The 16,279-nt window shown below is 31.5% G+C and carries 15 protein-coding genes; 12 read left to right on the top strand and 3 right to left on the bottom strand.

Annotated elements, in window-relative coordinates:
- Positions 1 to 2 precede the first annotated feature (2 nt).
- The gene (spoVAE, locus tag N4T77_RS11330) at positions 3 to 362 is read left to right on the top strand and encodes a stage V sporulation protein AE (RefSeq protein ID WP_261671909.1); all 360 of its coding nucleotides are present in this window, start codon (positions 3 to 5) and stop codon (positions 360 to 362) included.
- A gap of 100 nt (positions 363 to 462) precedes the next feature.
- Here spoVAE and N4T77_RS11325 read toward each other — a convergent pair whose 3' ends face one another.
- Entirely contained in the window at positions 463 to 2,838 is a 2,376-nt protein-coding gene (locus N4T77_RS11325; protein ID WP_261671908.1) for a transglycosylase domain-containing protein, read from the bottom strand.
- A gap of 263 nt (positions 2,839 to 3,101) precedes the next feature.
- A complete protein-coding gene (gene hpt, locus N4T77_RS11320; protein ID WP_261671907.1) occupies positions 3,102 to 3,629 on the bottom strand; it encodes a hypoxanthine phosphoribosyltransferase in 528 nt (175 codons plus the stop codon).
- A gap of 259 nt (positions 3,630 to 3,888) precedes the next feature.
- Here hpt and hflX point away from each other — a divergent pair, with 259 nt between their 5' ends.
- The 8 genes from hflX (at position 3,889) to N4T77_RS11280 (ending at position 11,360) form a co-directional block, all read left to right on the top strand.
- Complete coding sequence (hflX, locus tag N4T77_RS11315) at positions 3,889 to 5,670, top strand: GTPase HflX (protein WP_261671906.1); 1,782 nt, start codon at positions 3,889 to 3,891, stop codon at positions 5,668 to 5,670.
- A gap of 303 nt (positions 5,671 to 5,973) precedes the next feature.
- Entirely contained in the window at positions 5,974 to 6,135 is a 162-nt protein-coding gene (gene rd / locus N4T77_RS11310; protein ID WP_261671905.1) for a rubredoxin, read from the top strand.
- A 167-nt stretch (positions 6,136 to 6,302) separates the two neighbouring features.
- Entirely contained in the window at positions 6,303 to 6,524 is a 222-nt protein-coding gene (locus N4T77_RS11305; RefSeq protein WP_261671904.1) for a hypothetical protein, read from the top strand.
- A gap of 117 nt (positions 6,525 to 6,641) precedes the next feature.
- Positions 6,642 to 7,538 carry a nucleotidyltransferase domain-containing protein gene (locus tag N4T77_RS11300; protein ID WP_261671903.1) on the top strand — a complete coding sequence of 299 codons (897 nt, stop codon included), beginning with the start codon at positions 6,642 to 6,644 and terminating at the stop codon, positions 7,536 to 7,538.
- Positions 7,539 to 7,641: 103 nt separating this feature from the next.
- Positions 7,642 to 9,048: a PLP-dependent aminotransferase family protein gene (locus tag N4T77_RS11295; protein WP_261671902.1), complete on the top strand. Its 1,407-nt coding sequence runs from the start codon at positions 7,642 to 7,644 to the stop codon at positions 9,046 to 9,048.
- Between the two features lie 30 nt (positions 9,049 to 9,078).
- Complete coding sequence (locus tag N4T77_RS11290) at positions 9,079 to 9,744, top strand: HEAT repeat domain-containing protein (RefSeq protein ID WP_261671901.1); 666 nt, start codon at positions 9,079 to 9,081, stop codon at positions 9,742 to 9,744.
- Between the two features lie 37 nt (positions 9,745 to 9,781).
- Positions 9,782 to 10,429, top strand: coding sequence for a YigZ family protein (locus N4T77_RS11285; RefSeq protein WP_261671900.1), 648 nt, complete (start codon positions 9,782 to 9,784; stop codon positions 10,427 to 10,429).
- Between the two features lie 190 nt (positions 10,430 to 10,619).
- Entirely contained in the window at positions 10,620 to 11,360 is a 741-nt protein-coding gene (locus tag N4T77_RS11280; RefSeq protein WP_261671899.1) for a YebC/PmpR family DNA-binding transcriptional regulator, read from the top strand.
- Positions 11,361 to 12,378: 1,018 nt separating this feature from the next.
- Here N4T77_RS11280 and N4T77_RS11275 read toward each other — a convergent pair.
- Complete coding sequence (locus N4T77_RS11275) at positions 12,379 to 13,677, bottom strand: hemolysin family protein (RefSeq protein ID WP_261671898.1); 1,299 nt, start codon at positions 13,675 to 13,677, stop codon at positions 12,379 to 12,381.
- A 261-nt stretch (positions 13,678 to 13,938) separates the two neighbouring features.
- Between N4T77_RS11275 and N4T77_RS11270 the strand changes: the two genes are divergently transcribed.
- The 3 genes from N4T77_RS11270 (at position 13,939) to ruvB (ending at position 16,279) form a co-directional block, all read left to right on the top strand.
- On the top strand, positions 13,939 to 14,538 hold the full coding sequence (locus N4T77_RS11270; protein ID WP_261671897.1) for a hypothetical protein: 600 nt from the start codon (positions 13,939 to 13,941) through the stop codon (positions 14,536 to 14,538).
- An 88-nt stretch (positions 14,539 to 14,626) separates the two neighbouring features.
- Positions 14,627 to 15,223, top strand: coding sequence for a Holliday junction branch migration protein RuvA (gene ruvA / locus N4T77_RS11265; protein WP_261671896.1), 597 nt, complete (start codon positions 14,627 to 14,629; stop codon positions 15,221 to 15,223).
- Between the two features lie 18 nt (positions 15,224 to 15,241).
- Complete coding sequence (gene ruvB, locus N4T77_RS11260; RefSeq protein WP_261671895.1) at positions 15,242 to 16,279, top strand: Holliday junction branch migration DNA helicase RuvB; 1,038 nt, start codon at positions 15,242 to 15,244, stop codon at positions 16,277 to 16,279.

Genomic DNA, 16,279 nt, shown 5'->3' with positions numbered 1-16,279 from the left:
CAATGAAGAGCTATCTAATGGCATTTATAGTGGGAGGAACAATATGTGTAATTGCTCAAATACTTATGGATAAAACTAAATTAACACCAGCAAGAATATTAGTAAGCTTTGTGACAATAGGAGTAATTTTAGGGGCTCTAAATATATATGATTTTGTTATAAAACTAGGTGGGGCAGGTGCAACAATACCTCTGCCTGGGTTTGGATATTCCTTGGCTAAAGCTACAATAAAAGAAGTTGATAGCAAAGGAATTTTAGGAGCTTTTACAGGTGGTATAAAGGGAACTGCAGGGGGAATAACAGCAGCAATAGTATTTGGATATATAATGGCTCTTTTATTTAATCCTAAGACTAAGGACTAAATAAAAAAGGCATACTCTAAATAAGAATATACCTTTAAGTTAAACAAAATCTTAAAATTTCTTACTGAAAGACTTAGCTTAGCTAAGTCTTTCAGTAAGGTTATGGATTTTTTGTTGTAGACTTTTTGGGATTTGTACCTTTATTGTTAACCGGAACACTTTCCTCATCCTCATTATTTTGCGGAGAGTTTGGTTTTGTGTTATTTTCACCAGGTTTATCCGTTCCACCATTTGTATCTGTATTATCTATATCTTCATCAGGGTTTTCCTCTGTACCATTATCGTAATTAGTTTGATTATTTTTATCTTTAGAAGGCTTTAAAAACTGATTATCCCAAATTGAATTTTTATAGCCTGAAGAGTGGGATAAATTACAGTAATCAGAAGGAATGGAACCCTCTAAAAACAGTTCATTAGATACCTTGTTGCCTGTAGGATCACTATAGCAGGCAGAGGTAGGTAATTTACCAGAATCTAAACAAACTGCTGCACTTACTACACCTTGAGGCATTGTAATATCCTTTGCTACTAAGTTTGCATGAACAGGCTGCATTATAGCTGCCCATACGCCTGCAGCCATATTACTGTTAGCACCACTAACTATAGTATTATCATCATTACCAATCCACACTGATGCAGAATAATATGGTGTGAGACCAGTAAACCATAAATCTTTACTTTCACCAGAGGTACCGGTTTTTCCTCTTACTGGCATATTGCCAAAGTTGGCTCTAGGACCTGTACCACCAGGACTAACAGGACCTTTTAATATATCATACATTATATAGGCACTTTCAGCAGAGAGAACCTGTTTAGTTTCTTTTTTATTTTCTAAAAGAGTTTTTCCGGTTCTGTCTACAACCTTACGATAGAATTTAGGATAGGTATACACACCATTATTTCCAAAAACGCCGTAAGCCGCTGCCATTGTATAAGGATTTGTTCCATAAGTCATCTGCCCTAAAGCTAAAGCAGATATACTTGATTTATCAGAAGGATCTAACTTTAGTCCAAACTTTTCTGCATATTCAGCACCGGTTCTTAAACCAATTTGATTCTCTATGTTTACTGCAGGCACGTTTAAGGAATGCATTATAGCCGTCCTTAGGGTAACATTACTGCCGTATTGGCCAAAAGCTAGAGTGTCATTTTTAGGGCTAAAGCCGTACATTTTAACTAGATTATCTGGCCATGGAGAGTCATCTACTGAAGTAGCTGCAGACATCTGCTTCGAATCTATAGCTGCACCATATACTGTTAGTGGTTTAATGGTAGATCCTGGACGCCTTAAGAAGTTGTCTGACGCAGCTCTATTATAAGATAAAGCATTTTGATCTCCTCTTCCTCCAACAATTGCTTTAACATCTCCAGTATGATAATCAATTATTACAGCAGAAGCCTGTGGCTGCATTATGCCATTTTTGTCTTTTCTTGAGTTAAGGCCAAAGGTACTATCTGCATCAAGCAATGCTTGAGTGTTATCTTGAATACTTTTATCCATAGTTGTATAAATTTTTAGTCCACCGTACATAACAAGATGTTGAATTTCCGTATCAGTATAATGATATTCAGCTTTTAAGTCCTTTTTAACTTCCTCTATGGCAGGTCTTGAAAACCATTCATAGTTAAGTTTATTCTTAGGTGCAGAATAGGGTTGAAATACTAGTTTTCCGCTTTCCAAGTCAGATAACGCCTGATTATACTGATCACTGGAGATATATCCATTCTCATTCATTTTCATTAGTACATTTTTAGTTCTATTTAAGTAAAGAGAGGGATTTTTCTTAGCTGATGGTGAATAAGGATAGTATACAGAAGGATTTTGAGTTACTCCTGCAATAAAAGCACATTGTATTAAGTTTAAATCCTTAGCTGGTTTTGCAAAGTATTGCTGTGAAGCTGTCTCAACTCCATAGATACTGCCGCCTAAAGATATGGTATTCATATAAGCTTCCAGTATTTGCTCTTTAGTTAATTGCTTTTCCAGATTAACAGCTAAATAGCCTTCCTGAATTTTTCTTTTCCAAGATACTTCAGAAGATAAAATTGTATTTTTAAGAAGCTGTTGAGTTATAGTAGAAGCACCCTGTAAAGAGGATTTGCCCTTTATTTTGCTTTTTACATTCACATATGCTGATCCTATAATTCTTTTAAAGTCTATACCACCATGTTTGTAAAACCTCTCATCTTCAATGCTGACAAAGGCATTTTTTAGGTCCTCAGGCATATCTTTAAATGAAATTATATTTCGCTGCTCAGTTACAAGCATTTTATCCATGAATTCATCCTTGTCGTTATATAAAACTGATGGCTCGTTCAAAGTTAAAACTTGATTTACGTCTAGAGGTGGAGCATTTTTTATTATAGCTAAAACTGCCCCAGCAGAGGCTACAATAGATAATATAAATAAACTGAATATAGTAATCAGCGTAATTTTTAAAGCTTTATAAGGAGCTTTTTTGCGCTTTTTAACCATAATAGTCCTCCTTGTTTTTTATTTAGGAAAATTACCGATTTTAAATTATTATAACATAAACTAAGAAATTAATGAAATACATAAAAATTATGAGTAAATAAGGGTAGAACTACTTAATATAGATATTAGTAGTGAATTTTTCTTAGGTAATAGCAGAAGAGGTGTCAAAAGAGATGTCAGCCCAAATATTGGTAGGGTAGACTTTAGAGTTTTCAATAAAAAATTCTGTGATCAAATTAATGAACACAGAATCTATATTTTTATTATTTTTCTTCCCAGTTGAAAACATAAGGGATATTTCTGTAGTAGTCACCATAGTTTAATCCATAACCTACAACAAATACATCAGGAATTTGGAAACAGCAGAAATCAGGTTTAATATCTGTTTTTCTTCTTTCAGGCTTATCTAATAGAACACAACATTTTACACTAGCAGCTCCAAGTGATTTTACGTGGTTCATTACAAAATTCATTGTAATTCCAGTGTCCACTATGTCGTCTACAATAAGAACATCGTATCCAGTAATATCATCAGGTATGTCATTTACAACTTTTACAGTTCCAGAAGATTCTTCTGAGTGGCCATAGCTTGAAGTTGTCATGAATCCGATTTTTACAGGAATATCTATATCTCTAACTAAATCTGCTGCAAATATAAAGCTTCCTCTTAAGAGTGACAGCACATATAAATTCTTTCCTTCATATGCATTACTAATTTCTTTACCTAACTCTTTTATTCTTTCAGCAATTTTTTCCTTGCTTAATAATACGTTTCTTGATTTATCCTCCATAATAAGCCTCCAACCATACATATTTACAATAATAGTTTTATAGTATAAAATTATATGAAAGTTGTCAAGTATAGAAAGTTTTTGGTAAAATATGTAGTATACTCTACATATTTTGGTTTTTTTTAACTTCAAACATTTTAAATTTATAGTTTAAGTTTTTACATAAGAACATAAAATTATTACAGGTTGGTAAGGATAAAACTAAGTATAAGTGAGAGAATTTAGAAAGCTTGATTAATAAAAGAATGGAGATGATTCTATGATATATGGAAATACAGAGGGAGTAAAAAATTTCATATTAGATAAACTAGAACAAATTTATGAAATGAAAATTCCTAAGGATAGCATTTGTAATGAAGAACTTATAGATATAATTGCTGAGGCAACTTCCTATTTAAATAGAGAAGTTAGTGTTGCAGTTACTAGAAAAGGAGCAGTAGTTGCAGTAGCCATAGGTGATAGCAGTACTGTTGAAATGCCTGAAATCGATGTAAAGGAAAAGAAGCTATGTGGAGTTAGAATAATACATACCCATCCAAATGGAAACTCAAGGCTTTCAGCAATAGATATTTCTGCCTTAATAAAGTTGAAATTGGATTGCATAGCGGCAGTTGCTGTAGAAGATAACAAAGTTATAGATATGTCCATAGGCTTTTGCGGCATAGAAGATGACTTACTTGTTGGAGAAAGTACAGAGCCAATAACTATTGAGCAGGCTCTTCACTATAATATATTAGATAGAATAAATCACATAGAAAGCTTAATGAAAAATAATGATATTATTGATGATGATAGTGAAAGGGCAGTGTTAGTTGGAGTAGAAAGCGAAGAAAGCTTAGAGGAGCTGGCAGAACTGGCTAGGGCCTGTAACGTTAAGGTAGTTCACGCAGTTTTACAAAAGAGATCCACCTTAGATACTGCTTTTTATGTAGGAAGAGGCAAGGTAGAAGAAATAGCACTTTTAAGACAGTCCTGTAATGCTAATGTTGTTATTTTTGATGATGAGCTTTCTGCATCTCAAGTAAGAAACTTAGAAGAAAATCTAGGAGCAAAGGTTATAGATAGAACTACATTAATATTAGAGATATTTGCAACTAGAGCAAGAAGTAGAGAATCGAAAATACAGGTAGAGCTTGCACAACTTAAATATAGACTTCCAAGATTATCAGGTTTAGGTACTGTTCTTTCAAGAACTGGTGGGGGAATTGGAACAAGAGGTCCTGGAGAAAAGAAGCTGGAAGTAGATAAAAGACATATAAGAGAAAAGATATATGATTTAACAAGAGAGTTAAAGAAAATAAGACAGGTTAGAGAAACCCAAAGGGGAAGAAGAACTAATATACCAAAGGTTTCACTAGTAGGGTACACCAATGCTGGTAAGTCTACTCTTAGAAATAAACTATGTGAGATTGCTATGCCTAAGGAAAACTCTGAAAAGGAGAAGGTATTTGAGGCAGATATGCTTTTTGCAACCTTAGATATAACCACAAGGGCAATAGCACTGCCAGACAGCAGAGTAATTACTATAACTGATACCGTTGGGTTTATAAAAAAGCTTCCTCATGACTTAGTAGAAGCTTTTAAATCTACATTAGAAGAAGTGCTTTATTCAGACTTGCTTTTACATGTAGTTGACGTTTCATCAGATACTGCAGAAGAACAAATAGATGCAGTTAACAATGTACTGTCACAGCTTGGTGCAAAGGATAAGCCTACTATACTAGTACTAAATAAAATAGATAGAGCCTCTGAAGAAAGAATAAAAGAAATTGAAGAAGAATATGCAGGGATACAGATTATTAAAATCTCTGCTAGAGAGGGAATTAATTTAGATTCTTTATTAGAGGTTATAGGAAATGCTCTTCCTTATACTTTAAAAGAGGTAGAGTATATTATACCTTATAGTGATCAGTCTATGGTAGCATTTTTGCATAGAAACGGAAAGGTTAAAGAAGAAGAGTACAGAGATGAAGGAACTTATATCCGAGCTATGGTAGAGGATGAAGTATTTAATAAGTGTGAAAGTTATATGATTAAATAAGCTATTTTAATAAGAGCATGACTGCTGAAAGACGATGTAGAAAGCATAATAGTAGTTGAATTTAACTAGTCGGTTATGGGCTTATTTCAAAAGTATATCAAAAACACCCTGGTAATAATACTAGGGTGTTTTTGGTAGTCATAACAACTAATGCCTCCTGGTAAATGAATTGGAGAAATTATAAACTTTTCTTTTAGTTACTAATAAAATTAATATTTATTTTTAAGTAATAATTATTGTTGACTGGTTTAGAAATTTATAGTAAAATAATTATAGAAAGTTAAATATCACGGAGGTAATATTATGGATAGTTATATTTGTAAAGTTTGTGGATATATTTATGACCCAGAGGTAGGAGATCCTGATGCAGGGGTTAACCCAGGAACAGCCTTTGAAGATCTTCCAAAGGATTGGCTATGCCCACTTTGCGGAGTTGGAACAGAAGAATTCGAGAAGGTAGAATAGAATAATATATGTAAGGGATGTACTAGAAACTAATTAGTACATCCTTTTTTATATGGAAAAATAATTATGAGTAACTTAAATATATATATTTATTATTGGAAAAATAATATTAAGCATATAAATAAATTTTACATACTTAAAGTCTATTAGGAAAGGATGAATAAATCATGGGAAAAATATGTCCTGTATGTAATAAAATAAATGATATAAGATCAGACTGTGAAGAATGTGGAGGAACTATGGAAAACCTAGGGAGAGTACAGGATTTTTCAGACCCTTATGGACCTCAGCAGCCCTTGAATGATGCTGAGGACTACTGTGCTCATTTATATAAGTGTAATAATTGTGACAATAGAAAAAGAATTGAGGTTTCAAAAGTAAATATTTAAAATTTGAAAGAAAAAATTCATTAGTGCAGTTTTACTATTGTAATTGTGGTAAAATGTATTATATAATATAAAAAATTAAATGTTCATTCAATTTAAAAAAGGGGGAAAAATAATAATATGGAGAGGACTATCTTGCAATATCAAAAAGCTTTCAATAGTATAATTGAAAGACTGAAATCTAATGATTCAGTTCTAGCAGTTATGGTATTCGGCAGTATGGTTACAGGGGATTTGTGGGACGAATCGGATATAGACCTTTTTGTCATATTGGACAAAAAAAATCCGGATATAGAAAATATCTATACTGAGGAGAAAAATGTCCCGGTTCATATCAAACTTATGGGTAAAAATAAGTTTTTGCAATTACATGAAGAGGATTTAAGAGGGGGATTCATTCATAGAATATTTGCATCATCAAGACTTGTTTTTTCAAAGGATAGCCAGGTAACTGCTAGATACGACAACGGAAGATACTATCCTGATCTAGATAGAGAAAGATGGAATATGGTTTATCTTGGCAAGGTGCTAAAGAACATAGGTTTATGTAAAAAGTATTTATATAATAACGGAATATATACAGCCTACACAGCTGCAGTTAAAGCTACCCAGGAGTATTCAAAATTATATGTTAACTCTTCTGGATATATGATAAGTAAAGATGCTATGACAATGGCAATGAATTTAAACGATAGCTTTAGAAAGATTGTAGATGATTTGTTTTTCAACAAAATAGAAATGGAAAAGGCTATAAACAACACTCTTGACTATTTACAAACAAATGTAGATGGTTCAATAAGGAATTTAACTAACATTTTAATAGATTATATGAGAGAAAAAGACAGTTTCTTAAGTGCAGAGGATATAAAAAACGATAAGTTATTTTATAATTATGAAATAAATATGGAAGATGTATTAAATAAGCTTTGGGAGAAAAACGTAATAAAAAGAGAAACCAGAGATTATAGATCAGAAGATGGTAAAGTTCTTTTTAAAGAAAATGTTTATTTTATTTAAAAATTCATAAGTATAATTGTGGTTGGCGAACTTAAATTTTGGTACACTAAATTTAGGTTCGTTTATTTTTTAGTTAAATAAGTTATTTGGAGAGTTAATTAAAATGGATAAATACTATGTAGATTTCAAAGAAGGAGAAATACCTAAATATATTACTATTGCAAAACACATAAAGAAACTAATTGATGGAAATAAGTTAGAAGATGGAGAGAAGTTGCCATCTATAAGAAGCCTTGCAATACTACTAGAAGTGAATAATGTAACCATAGTTAATGCTTATAAGAAACTTCAAGGGGATGGTTATGCATTCCAGAAGATGGGCAGTGGAACCTATGCTAAGAGAAAGGATATAAATAAGAGTTTCAAAAAGGAATACTCTGAGGTTTTAAAAAAAATAGCTGGTGAAAGATTAAAGGAATATATAGATTTTACAGGAGAGACTCCTTTTAGCAACTTTTTTCCTGTGGCATCCTTTAAAGATGTACTTAATGAGGTGCTAGATAGAGACGGTGCAGAGGCTCTTGTATATCAAGAGGCATTAGGATATGAGGGACTAAGAAAAAGTATCAGTGAGGTTTTTTGGCAGGATAGAGTCCATAGTGATGATATTTTAATAGTTTCTGGAGCACAGCAGGGAATTGATATAATATCAAAGGCATTAATAAATAACAACGACACTGTGGTTGTTGAAAAACCTACCTATAGCGGTGCGTTATCTGTTTTCAAATGGAGAAGAGCAGATATACTTGAGCTGCCCATAGAGAAAGATGGCGTTGATGTAGAGAAGTTTGAAAAACTACTTAAAAAAAATAAAATTAAGTGTTTCTATACTATGAGCTATTTTCAAAACCCTACAGGAATGACCTACAGTATTGAAAAAAAGGAAAAAATATTAAGACTAGCAGAAATTTATGATTTTTATATTATAGAAGACGATTATCTTTCAGAATTAATTTATGATGAAAGTATAGAGTATAAAAGCTTTAAAAGTCTTGATAAAAATGATAGGGTAATATATATAAAAAGTTTTTCAAAAATATTTCTACCAGGAATAAGAATAGGATATTTAATAGCACCTTTAAAGTTTAAAGAAAGTATTCAAAACTCTAAGGTAAACACAGATATATCTACTTCAAGTCTTATGCAGAGAGCACTGGATTTGTATATAAAAGAAGGTCGTTGGAAGGAATATATAAATAATCTAAAGCTTGTATATAAGGAACGATATATACTCATGGGGAAATACTTAAGAAAGTATTTAGGAGACAAGGTTAGTTTTATAAGTCCAGGTGGTGGACTGCATTTTTATTTAAAAATAAATAATTCTAATGAGGTTGATTCAATAGAGTTGTTTAGAAAGGCTAAGGAAAAAAAGGTTCTTATTACCCCAGGAACTTTATTTTACAAAGTACCTTCTGATGGAAGAGAATATTTTAGAATTGGATTTTCTCAAGCAGATGAAAATTCTATGGAAAAAGGGGTAAAAATAATAGGTAATATACTAGAGTAAAGGATGGTGAGTGTTCTGAATCCAGGGGGAATGCTCAATATAGAATGGAGCGAAATTGACAACTATACAGAAGAGGATATAACATATTTTTTATTTATAGAAGGAAAGTCTATTGATAGTTTATGTAAGATAAGAAATTTAAACAGAGAAACTATTCAAAAGCATATATTAGATGGAAAAATTAAATATGGTATTTTAGCTAAGAGCAGTAATGAGAAGGAACTTTTTGAAAGTATATCTAGGTCAGGAAAGCTGGATAAGGTTGAAGTACTTAAGTGTTTAGATGAAAGTAGCAAGAAGAAGCTTATTAATTATATTAGGACTAACTATGGAGACATGAAGACTAAGGAAAAGGAAAATGCAGTATGGATACTAGGAGAAGTTGGAGACAAAGAGGTATTAAATGTTTTAATTAAAGCCTGTGTTCATAACCATGTTAATGTAAGACGGATGGCTGTATCCGCTGCAGGTAAAATTGGGGATTCAGCAATGGAGCCTATAGCTTTAAAGGCACTAGAAGACATCAATCCCCAAGTAGTTATGTACGCTATAAAAACCTTAATAAAATTAAGAAGCAAAAAGGCTGAAGAAAAGATAAAGGAGATTTGCCGTAAAACAGAAAAAGAATATATTAAAAAAGCAGCAGAAGAATATTTTGATATAATTGGAAATGAAGAGTTGAAAATAGGTAACTGACTTTAATTCTTCATTTCATAGAAGGGTGTGATATTAAGTGGGTTATTTTACTATAAAAGATGAAGCAAAAGCTGAATTTGAAGAGAAAAAATCTGTTTTTATTGGTCATGTAAAAAGAGTTTATACAGAAGATGAAGCTAAAGACTTTATAAACAAGATAAAAAGTGAGCATAGAGAAGCAAGGCATAATGTTTATGCTTATGTTATTGGAGAAAATAGAGGCATTCAAAGGTATAGCGATGATGGAGAGCCGCAGGGTACAGGTGGAATCCCAGTTTTAGAAGTTATAAAAAAGAATGAAATAACAGACGTAGTTGCGGTAGTTACTAGATACTTTGGCGGTGTTTTACTAGGAAAAGGTGGACTTGTAAGGGCGTACTCTAAAGGAGCAGCTATGGCCGTTAGTGAAGGTGGCATAGTTGAAAAGGTTAAGGGATCAATAGTAGATATTATATTAGATTATGATATGCTGGGCAAAGTGCAATACTTATTTGAGCAAAACCTATGGCATATAGAGAATATTGATTATACAGATAAGGTTAAGCTTACAATGTACTGTCCGCTGGATATACTTGAGGAAGTACAAAAGGGAGTAGTAGAAACTACCAATGGCAAGTGTGAAATTATTATAGGAGATGAAGATTACTATTTCAAATTGGAAAACCGACTATTTAAAGAAAACTAGAATAAGAGAAAATTTATTCTACTAATATTTGAATTGTAAAGCCCTTATATGATATAATAATTAACGTGTTTTGCCCAGTATATTGAATTTGGGTGTTAAATTTGCATATAAAAATTATTTTAAATAATATTATACGAGTGTTAATAAGCAGCAATATAATATACAAACCATAAGTTAGGGGGAAGTACATATGTCAGGACATTCAAAGTGGCATAATATACAAGCTAAAAAAGGTAAAATGGATGCTAAAAAGGGTAAAATCTTTACTAAAATAGGTAAGGAATTAGCTATAGCATCTAAAAATGGTGGTTCAAATCCAGATACAAATGCTAAGCTAAGAGATGTTATTGCAAAGGCAAAGGCTAATAATATGCCTCAAGATACAGTAACAAGAGCAATCAAAAAAGGTGCAGGAGAAATGGAAGGAGTAAACTACGAAGAAATAGTTTACGAGGGCTATGGTCCAAGTGGAGTTGCAGTTATAGTAAAAACTTTAACTGACAACAAAAATAGAACAGCAGGTAATGTAAGAGCAGCTTTCACAAAGCAAGGTGGAAACATGGGCTCAACTGGCTGCGTATCTTTCATGTTCCAAACTAAAGGACAGATTGTTATTGAAAGACAAGATAACATGGATGAAGATGAAATCATGATGTTAGCTTTAGATGCTGGTGCAGAGGATTTCGATGCTCAAGAAGAAGTGTTTGAAATAACTACTACTCCAGAAGATTTTGGTACAGTTAGAGAAGCTTTAGAAGGAGCAGGACTTGAATTCCTATCAGCTGAAGTAACAATGATACCAGATACTATGTCTGCAGTAGATATGGAAACAGCAGTGAAGATTCAAAAGCTTATTGATAAGCTTGAGGATGACGATGACGTTCAAGACGTTTATCACAATGCTGAATTCCCAGAAGGATTTGAAGAATAAAGGGTTTACAGATGTTTTAAAACATCAAAAAACTTTAATGTTTATCATAACTAAAGATAAACATTGGTATTTTAGTAATTAATGATTATGACAAACCATTTTTCATGTGAATGTATATAAAAATTCATGTGAGGAGTGGTTTATTTTATATATTTTATATAAAAAAATTGTAATGGACAGAATACTGAAAGTATAATGGTGGTATGGTTTTTTATGAAGGAAAGTTGAGGGAAAAACTCATGTATAAACATTGTTCCGAAACAAATAATAACTAATAAAGAATGAATAAATTTATTTGTCACATATTTTTTTAATATCTTGTCTATAAATTTATCTAATTTTAAATAGAATACCAATAAAGCAATTACTATATTTATAGTTATTATAAAATATAAATATGATAAATTGATTAAGTTTAAATTATTAGTGATATGCACTGAAGATATTATTAGCAGAAAATATATAGATACTAATTGTGTTTTACCTAATATGTTAAAAAAGACATGTTTTTCTTCGTTATTCATATCCATAAAATGATTACCAAAAGCCATCCATAAAAAAATAAGTATATATAAGTATTTATTTGGAGTACCTAAAATAAAATTCATATAAAAATCAAATCCTCTCTTTTCTATAATTCAAAACTCCCATCTTGATCATTTATCTGTGAAAGATTTAATATTAAAGAAATATTAGTTTATAAGCCTAAATTGACTTACAGATAGATTGTACCATTTAATACCATAAATTAAAATATAAGTTTCAAAAAGCTATATACTAATTTAACTTTTTTAGGAGATAAACTACAAATTAAAGCTCAGTTAAATTTAAAATAAAACTAAAACAAATAATAAAATTGCACTGGCTTAATAGCCAGTGCAATTTTGGAACTAAAGTCAGTATTAAAAGAGTTTGTGTTAGAAATATATATCTGTAAGTTAAGGTCGTATAAATATTTTAAAATAATTTTTAATAATTTGCACCTACTTAGCTATTAATCAATAACCAAAGATATGTTTTAGCTTTGCTCTGGTGACTTTTTAATTAGTACTTTGTTTATTCTTTTCTTATCACATTTTAATATGATAAATTCATAACCCTCATAGTGGATTTTGTCGTTAATTTGTGGATAGGACTTTAATTGTGAATATATCCATCCTCCTATGGTGTCAATGTTTTCTGCCTCAATAGCAGGTTCTAGTAGGTCATTTATATCCTCAATAAGAACTTTTCCGTCTACAATGTAATTGCCTTCTTTATTTCTTATAATTTCTTCACTTTCCTCATCAAACTCATCTTGAATTTCACCGACTATCTCTTCTAAGATATCCTCAATTGTTAGCAATCCAGCTGTTCCACCATACTCATCAACAATTATTGCCATTTGTACTTTTTCTCTCTGAAACACTTTAAATAACTCGCTTATTGACAGTGATTCCGGAACAAATTTAGCCTCACGAATAATATCTTTTATGTTCTCAGTATTACCTTCGATTTTTTGCTTATATAGGTCCTTGATGTGTATAAAACCAATAACATTATCCTTGCTTTCCCTGCATACTGGGTACCTAGTTAATTGTTCCTCTAATGTATAGGCTATTATCTCATCAAAGGAATCCTCAATAAAAACACAGGCCATATCAGTACGAGGTATCATTATATCTTTTACCGTTGTTTCTGAAAAATCAAATATATTATCTACAAAAGTCAGCTCCGTTTTATCAATTAAGCCATGCTTATAACTATCTTCAACTAATAATTTTATTTCCTCATCTGTATGAGCCGCTTCATGTTCATCCACAATTGATAGACCAAATAATTTTAAAATAGCATTGGTACTGTGATTAAAAGCCCACATTACAGGATAAGTTAGTTTGTAAAATAGGATTAGAGGTTGAGCTGTATACATAGATATTTTTTCTGCACTTATAATAGCCAAAGACTTAGGCACTAACTCTCCAAGTACAATGTGAAAAGCTGTTATTATTGTGAAGGCTATTATAAAGGATATTGAATGCATAGTTACTTCCGATAAGTTGAATAGTTTAAATAATGGTTCAAGGGATTTAGCAATTGCAGGTTCTCCTACCCATCCTAAACCTAGGGATGCTAAAGTTATTCCTAGCTGGCAGGCAGATAAGTATGAATTTAAATCATTAACAACCTTTAAGGTATGTTTTGCACTTTTATTTCCTTCAAGTACTAAGGTTTCTATTCTAGATTTTCGTACTTTAACTACTGAAAACTCTGCCGCAACGAAAAAACCGTTCATAAATACAAGTAATAATACAATAGTAAGATTTATTACAGTAATCATTTATTAATAATTCCCTCCTAAGTTAATATATATCTTTTACTAATTAATACTAAATTAAACAGTAAAAATTATTATATCATATATTAGTATCAATGTTATAATTAAATTAGTCTTAATAATGTAAATTATTTGCATAGGAAACTTCTTCTTTTCTTATATTTTTCTCAAAATAAACTTCTTATATTAATAGTTAAATTTTTTACACATGGGAATGTATAATATTACAGGTATCTGTCCATAATATCTCTGAGGAGGGATATTATGGATAAAAGAAAAATACGAACTGTTTTATTAGTCTTTTTAACTATTACAATTTTTGGTTTAAGCTATTATATATGCATAAGTAAATTAAAAAATACAAACCTAAAGAAGGATAGATATCAGGTTGAGAATAACAAAGGAAGAGACGCTCTAACTGTAAACTCCAGTGCAGAGGGAATAATATCAACTGGTTCTAATGTGATTTTCAAAACAAAATATGCAAAAAGCAATGAAATTATAATTGATAAAGAGGAAAAAGCTAGAGATATATCTGCGAAAAATAAATCTCAAATAGAAGAGACTTATAAGGATGAAGGTTATAAAGTTCAAAGCATGACTCCATCTGAGGTTATAATGATGAGAGAAGTAGACAAATATGCTCCTAATAAATACGTTCTTGGCATAAAAGATCAATGTATTGCTATATATAAAACAGATAAAGATGGAAATATGTTTATTGAAAATGATAAAAGAGATATAACTGATATAAGGATTGATAAGCTTAAACAAGCAGATATCCAACTTTTAACCCGTGGAGATAACTATTTTCAATGTGATACAAGAGAAGAAGCAGAATCACGCCTTGAAGACTATGAATAATAGCCTTCAGGGCGCTTTTACTTTACTTGAATTAAATTCATCAAAATGGTAAAGTAATATGTGATATTTATAATTTTGGAGGAAAACTATGTATGAATATATAAAGGGAAACTACATTGGTATGAATAAGGATTACATAGTAGTTGAAAATAATGGCATAGGCTATAAAATATATACTTCCGGTAGTACTTTAGCTAAAACTCCTAAAGCAGGAGAAGAGATTTTTCTTTATTTGCAGCAAATTGTAAGAGAAGACTTTATAGGCTTATACGGCTTTTTAACTAAAGAAGAACTTAATATGTTTAACCTGCTGCTGACTATAAGTGGAGTAGGAGCAAAGGCATCCTTGTCACTTTTATCTATAAGCAATGTGAATAACTTAAAATATGCAATACTATCTGGAGATGAAAAGACAATTACTAGGGCACCGGGAATAGGTAAGAAGATGGCCCAAAGAATTATTTTGGAGCTAAAAGATAAGATACAGCCAGATGAACTTATAGGTGAAGCTGGTGAAGGGGCTATAAATATAGAACAGAATACAGAAAATATATCAGAAGCATTAGAAGCTCTTATGGCCTTAGGATATACGGAGAAAGAAGGACAAAAGGCTCTAGCTTCTGTAGATAAAGGGGAGTCTGTAGAAAATATTATTAAAAAAGCATTAAAGATTTTAATGAGTTAAAAATAGGTGGTGGTGGTTGTGGAAGAAAGAATAGTAACGGCTTCAAATTTAGATGAGGATAGAGATAATGAATATAGCTTGAGACCTCAAAGATTAAAGGAATATATTGGACAAAAAAAGGTTAAGGATAAGCTTAAGATTTTTATAGAAGCGGCTAAAAAAAGAAAAGAAGCATTAGATCATGTACTCCTCTATGGACCACCAGGTCTAGGTAAAACTACCTTAGCAAATATCATAGCTATGGAAATGGGAGGAACTTTAAAGGTTACTTCAGGACCAGCTATAGAAAGAGCAGGAGATTTAGCAGCAATTTTAACAAGTCTTAATGATTATGATGTCTTGTTTATAGATGAAATTCATAGATTAAATAGGAATGTCGAAGAAATACTGTACCCTGCTATGGAGGATTATGCTTTAGACATTGTCATTGGAAAAGGAGCTTCCGCGAAATCTATAAGACTGGACCTTCCTAAATTTACTCTTATAGGAGCAACTACAAGAGTAGGTCTTTTAACATCACCTTTGAGGGACAGATTTGGTGTATTATGTCCTATGGAATTTTATGAAAATGATGAGCTTAAAGAGATCATAGTAAGATCTGCTAGGATATTAAATACAGAAATAGATGAAGAGGCTGCTTATGAAATAGGAAAGAGATCAAGAGGAACACCAAGAATAGCTAACAGACTCTTAAAAAGAGTGAGAGACTATTCAGATGTTAGAGGAACGGGAATAATAGACTTGGAAACAACAAAGGCAGCTTTAGAACTTTTAGATGTAGATAAAGAAGGTTTTGACAGTATAGATAATAAAATATTAACAGCAATAATAGATAGCTTTAATGGAGGGCCTGTTGGACTTGAAACTCTTGCGTACTTTATTGGAGAAGAACTGGATACTATTCAAGATGTCTATGAACCCTACTTGTTACAAAAGGGCTTTATAATAAGGACACCAAGAGGAAGAGTGGCATCAGATAGTGCTTATGTGCACCTAAATAGAGTAAAAAAGCCAGATAGAGTATCAGGTAATCAATCCTCTATATTTGATAAATAA

Source organism: Clostridium sp. CX1 (assembly GCF_025398335.1).
Taxonomy (GTDB): Bacteria; Bacillota; Clostridia; order Clostridiales; family Clostridiaceae; genus Clostridium_AM; species Clostridium_AM tanneri.
Note: the sequence above shows the minus strand (reverse complement) of the source record. Positions and strands in the feature narration are given on the sequence as shown.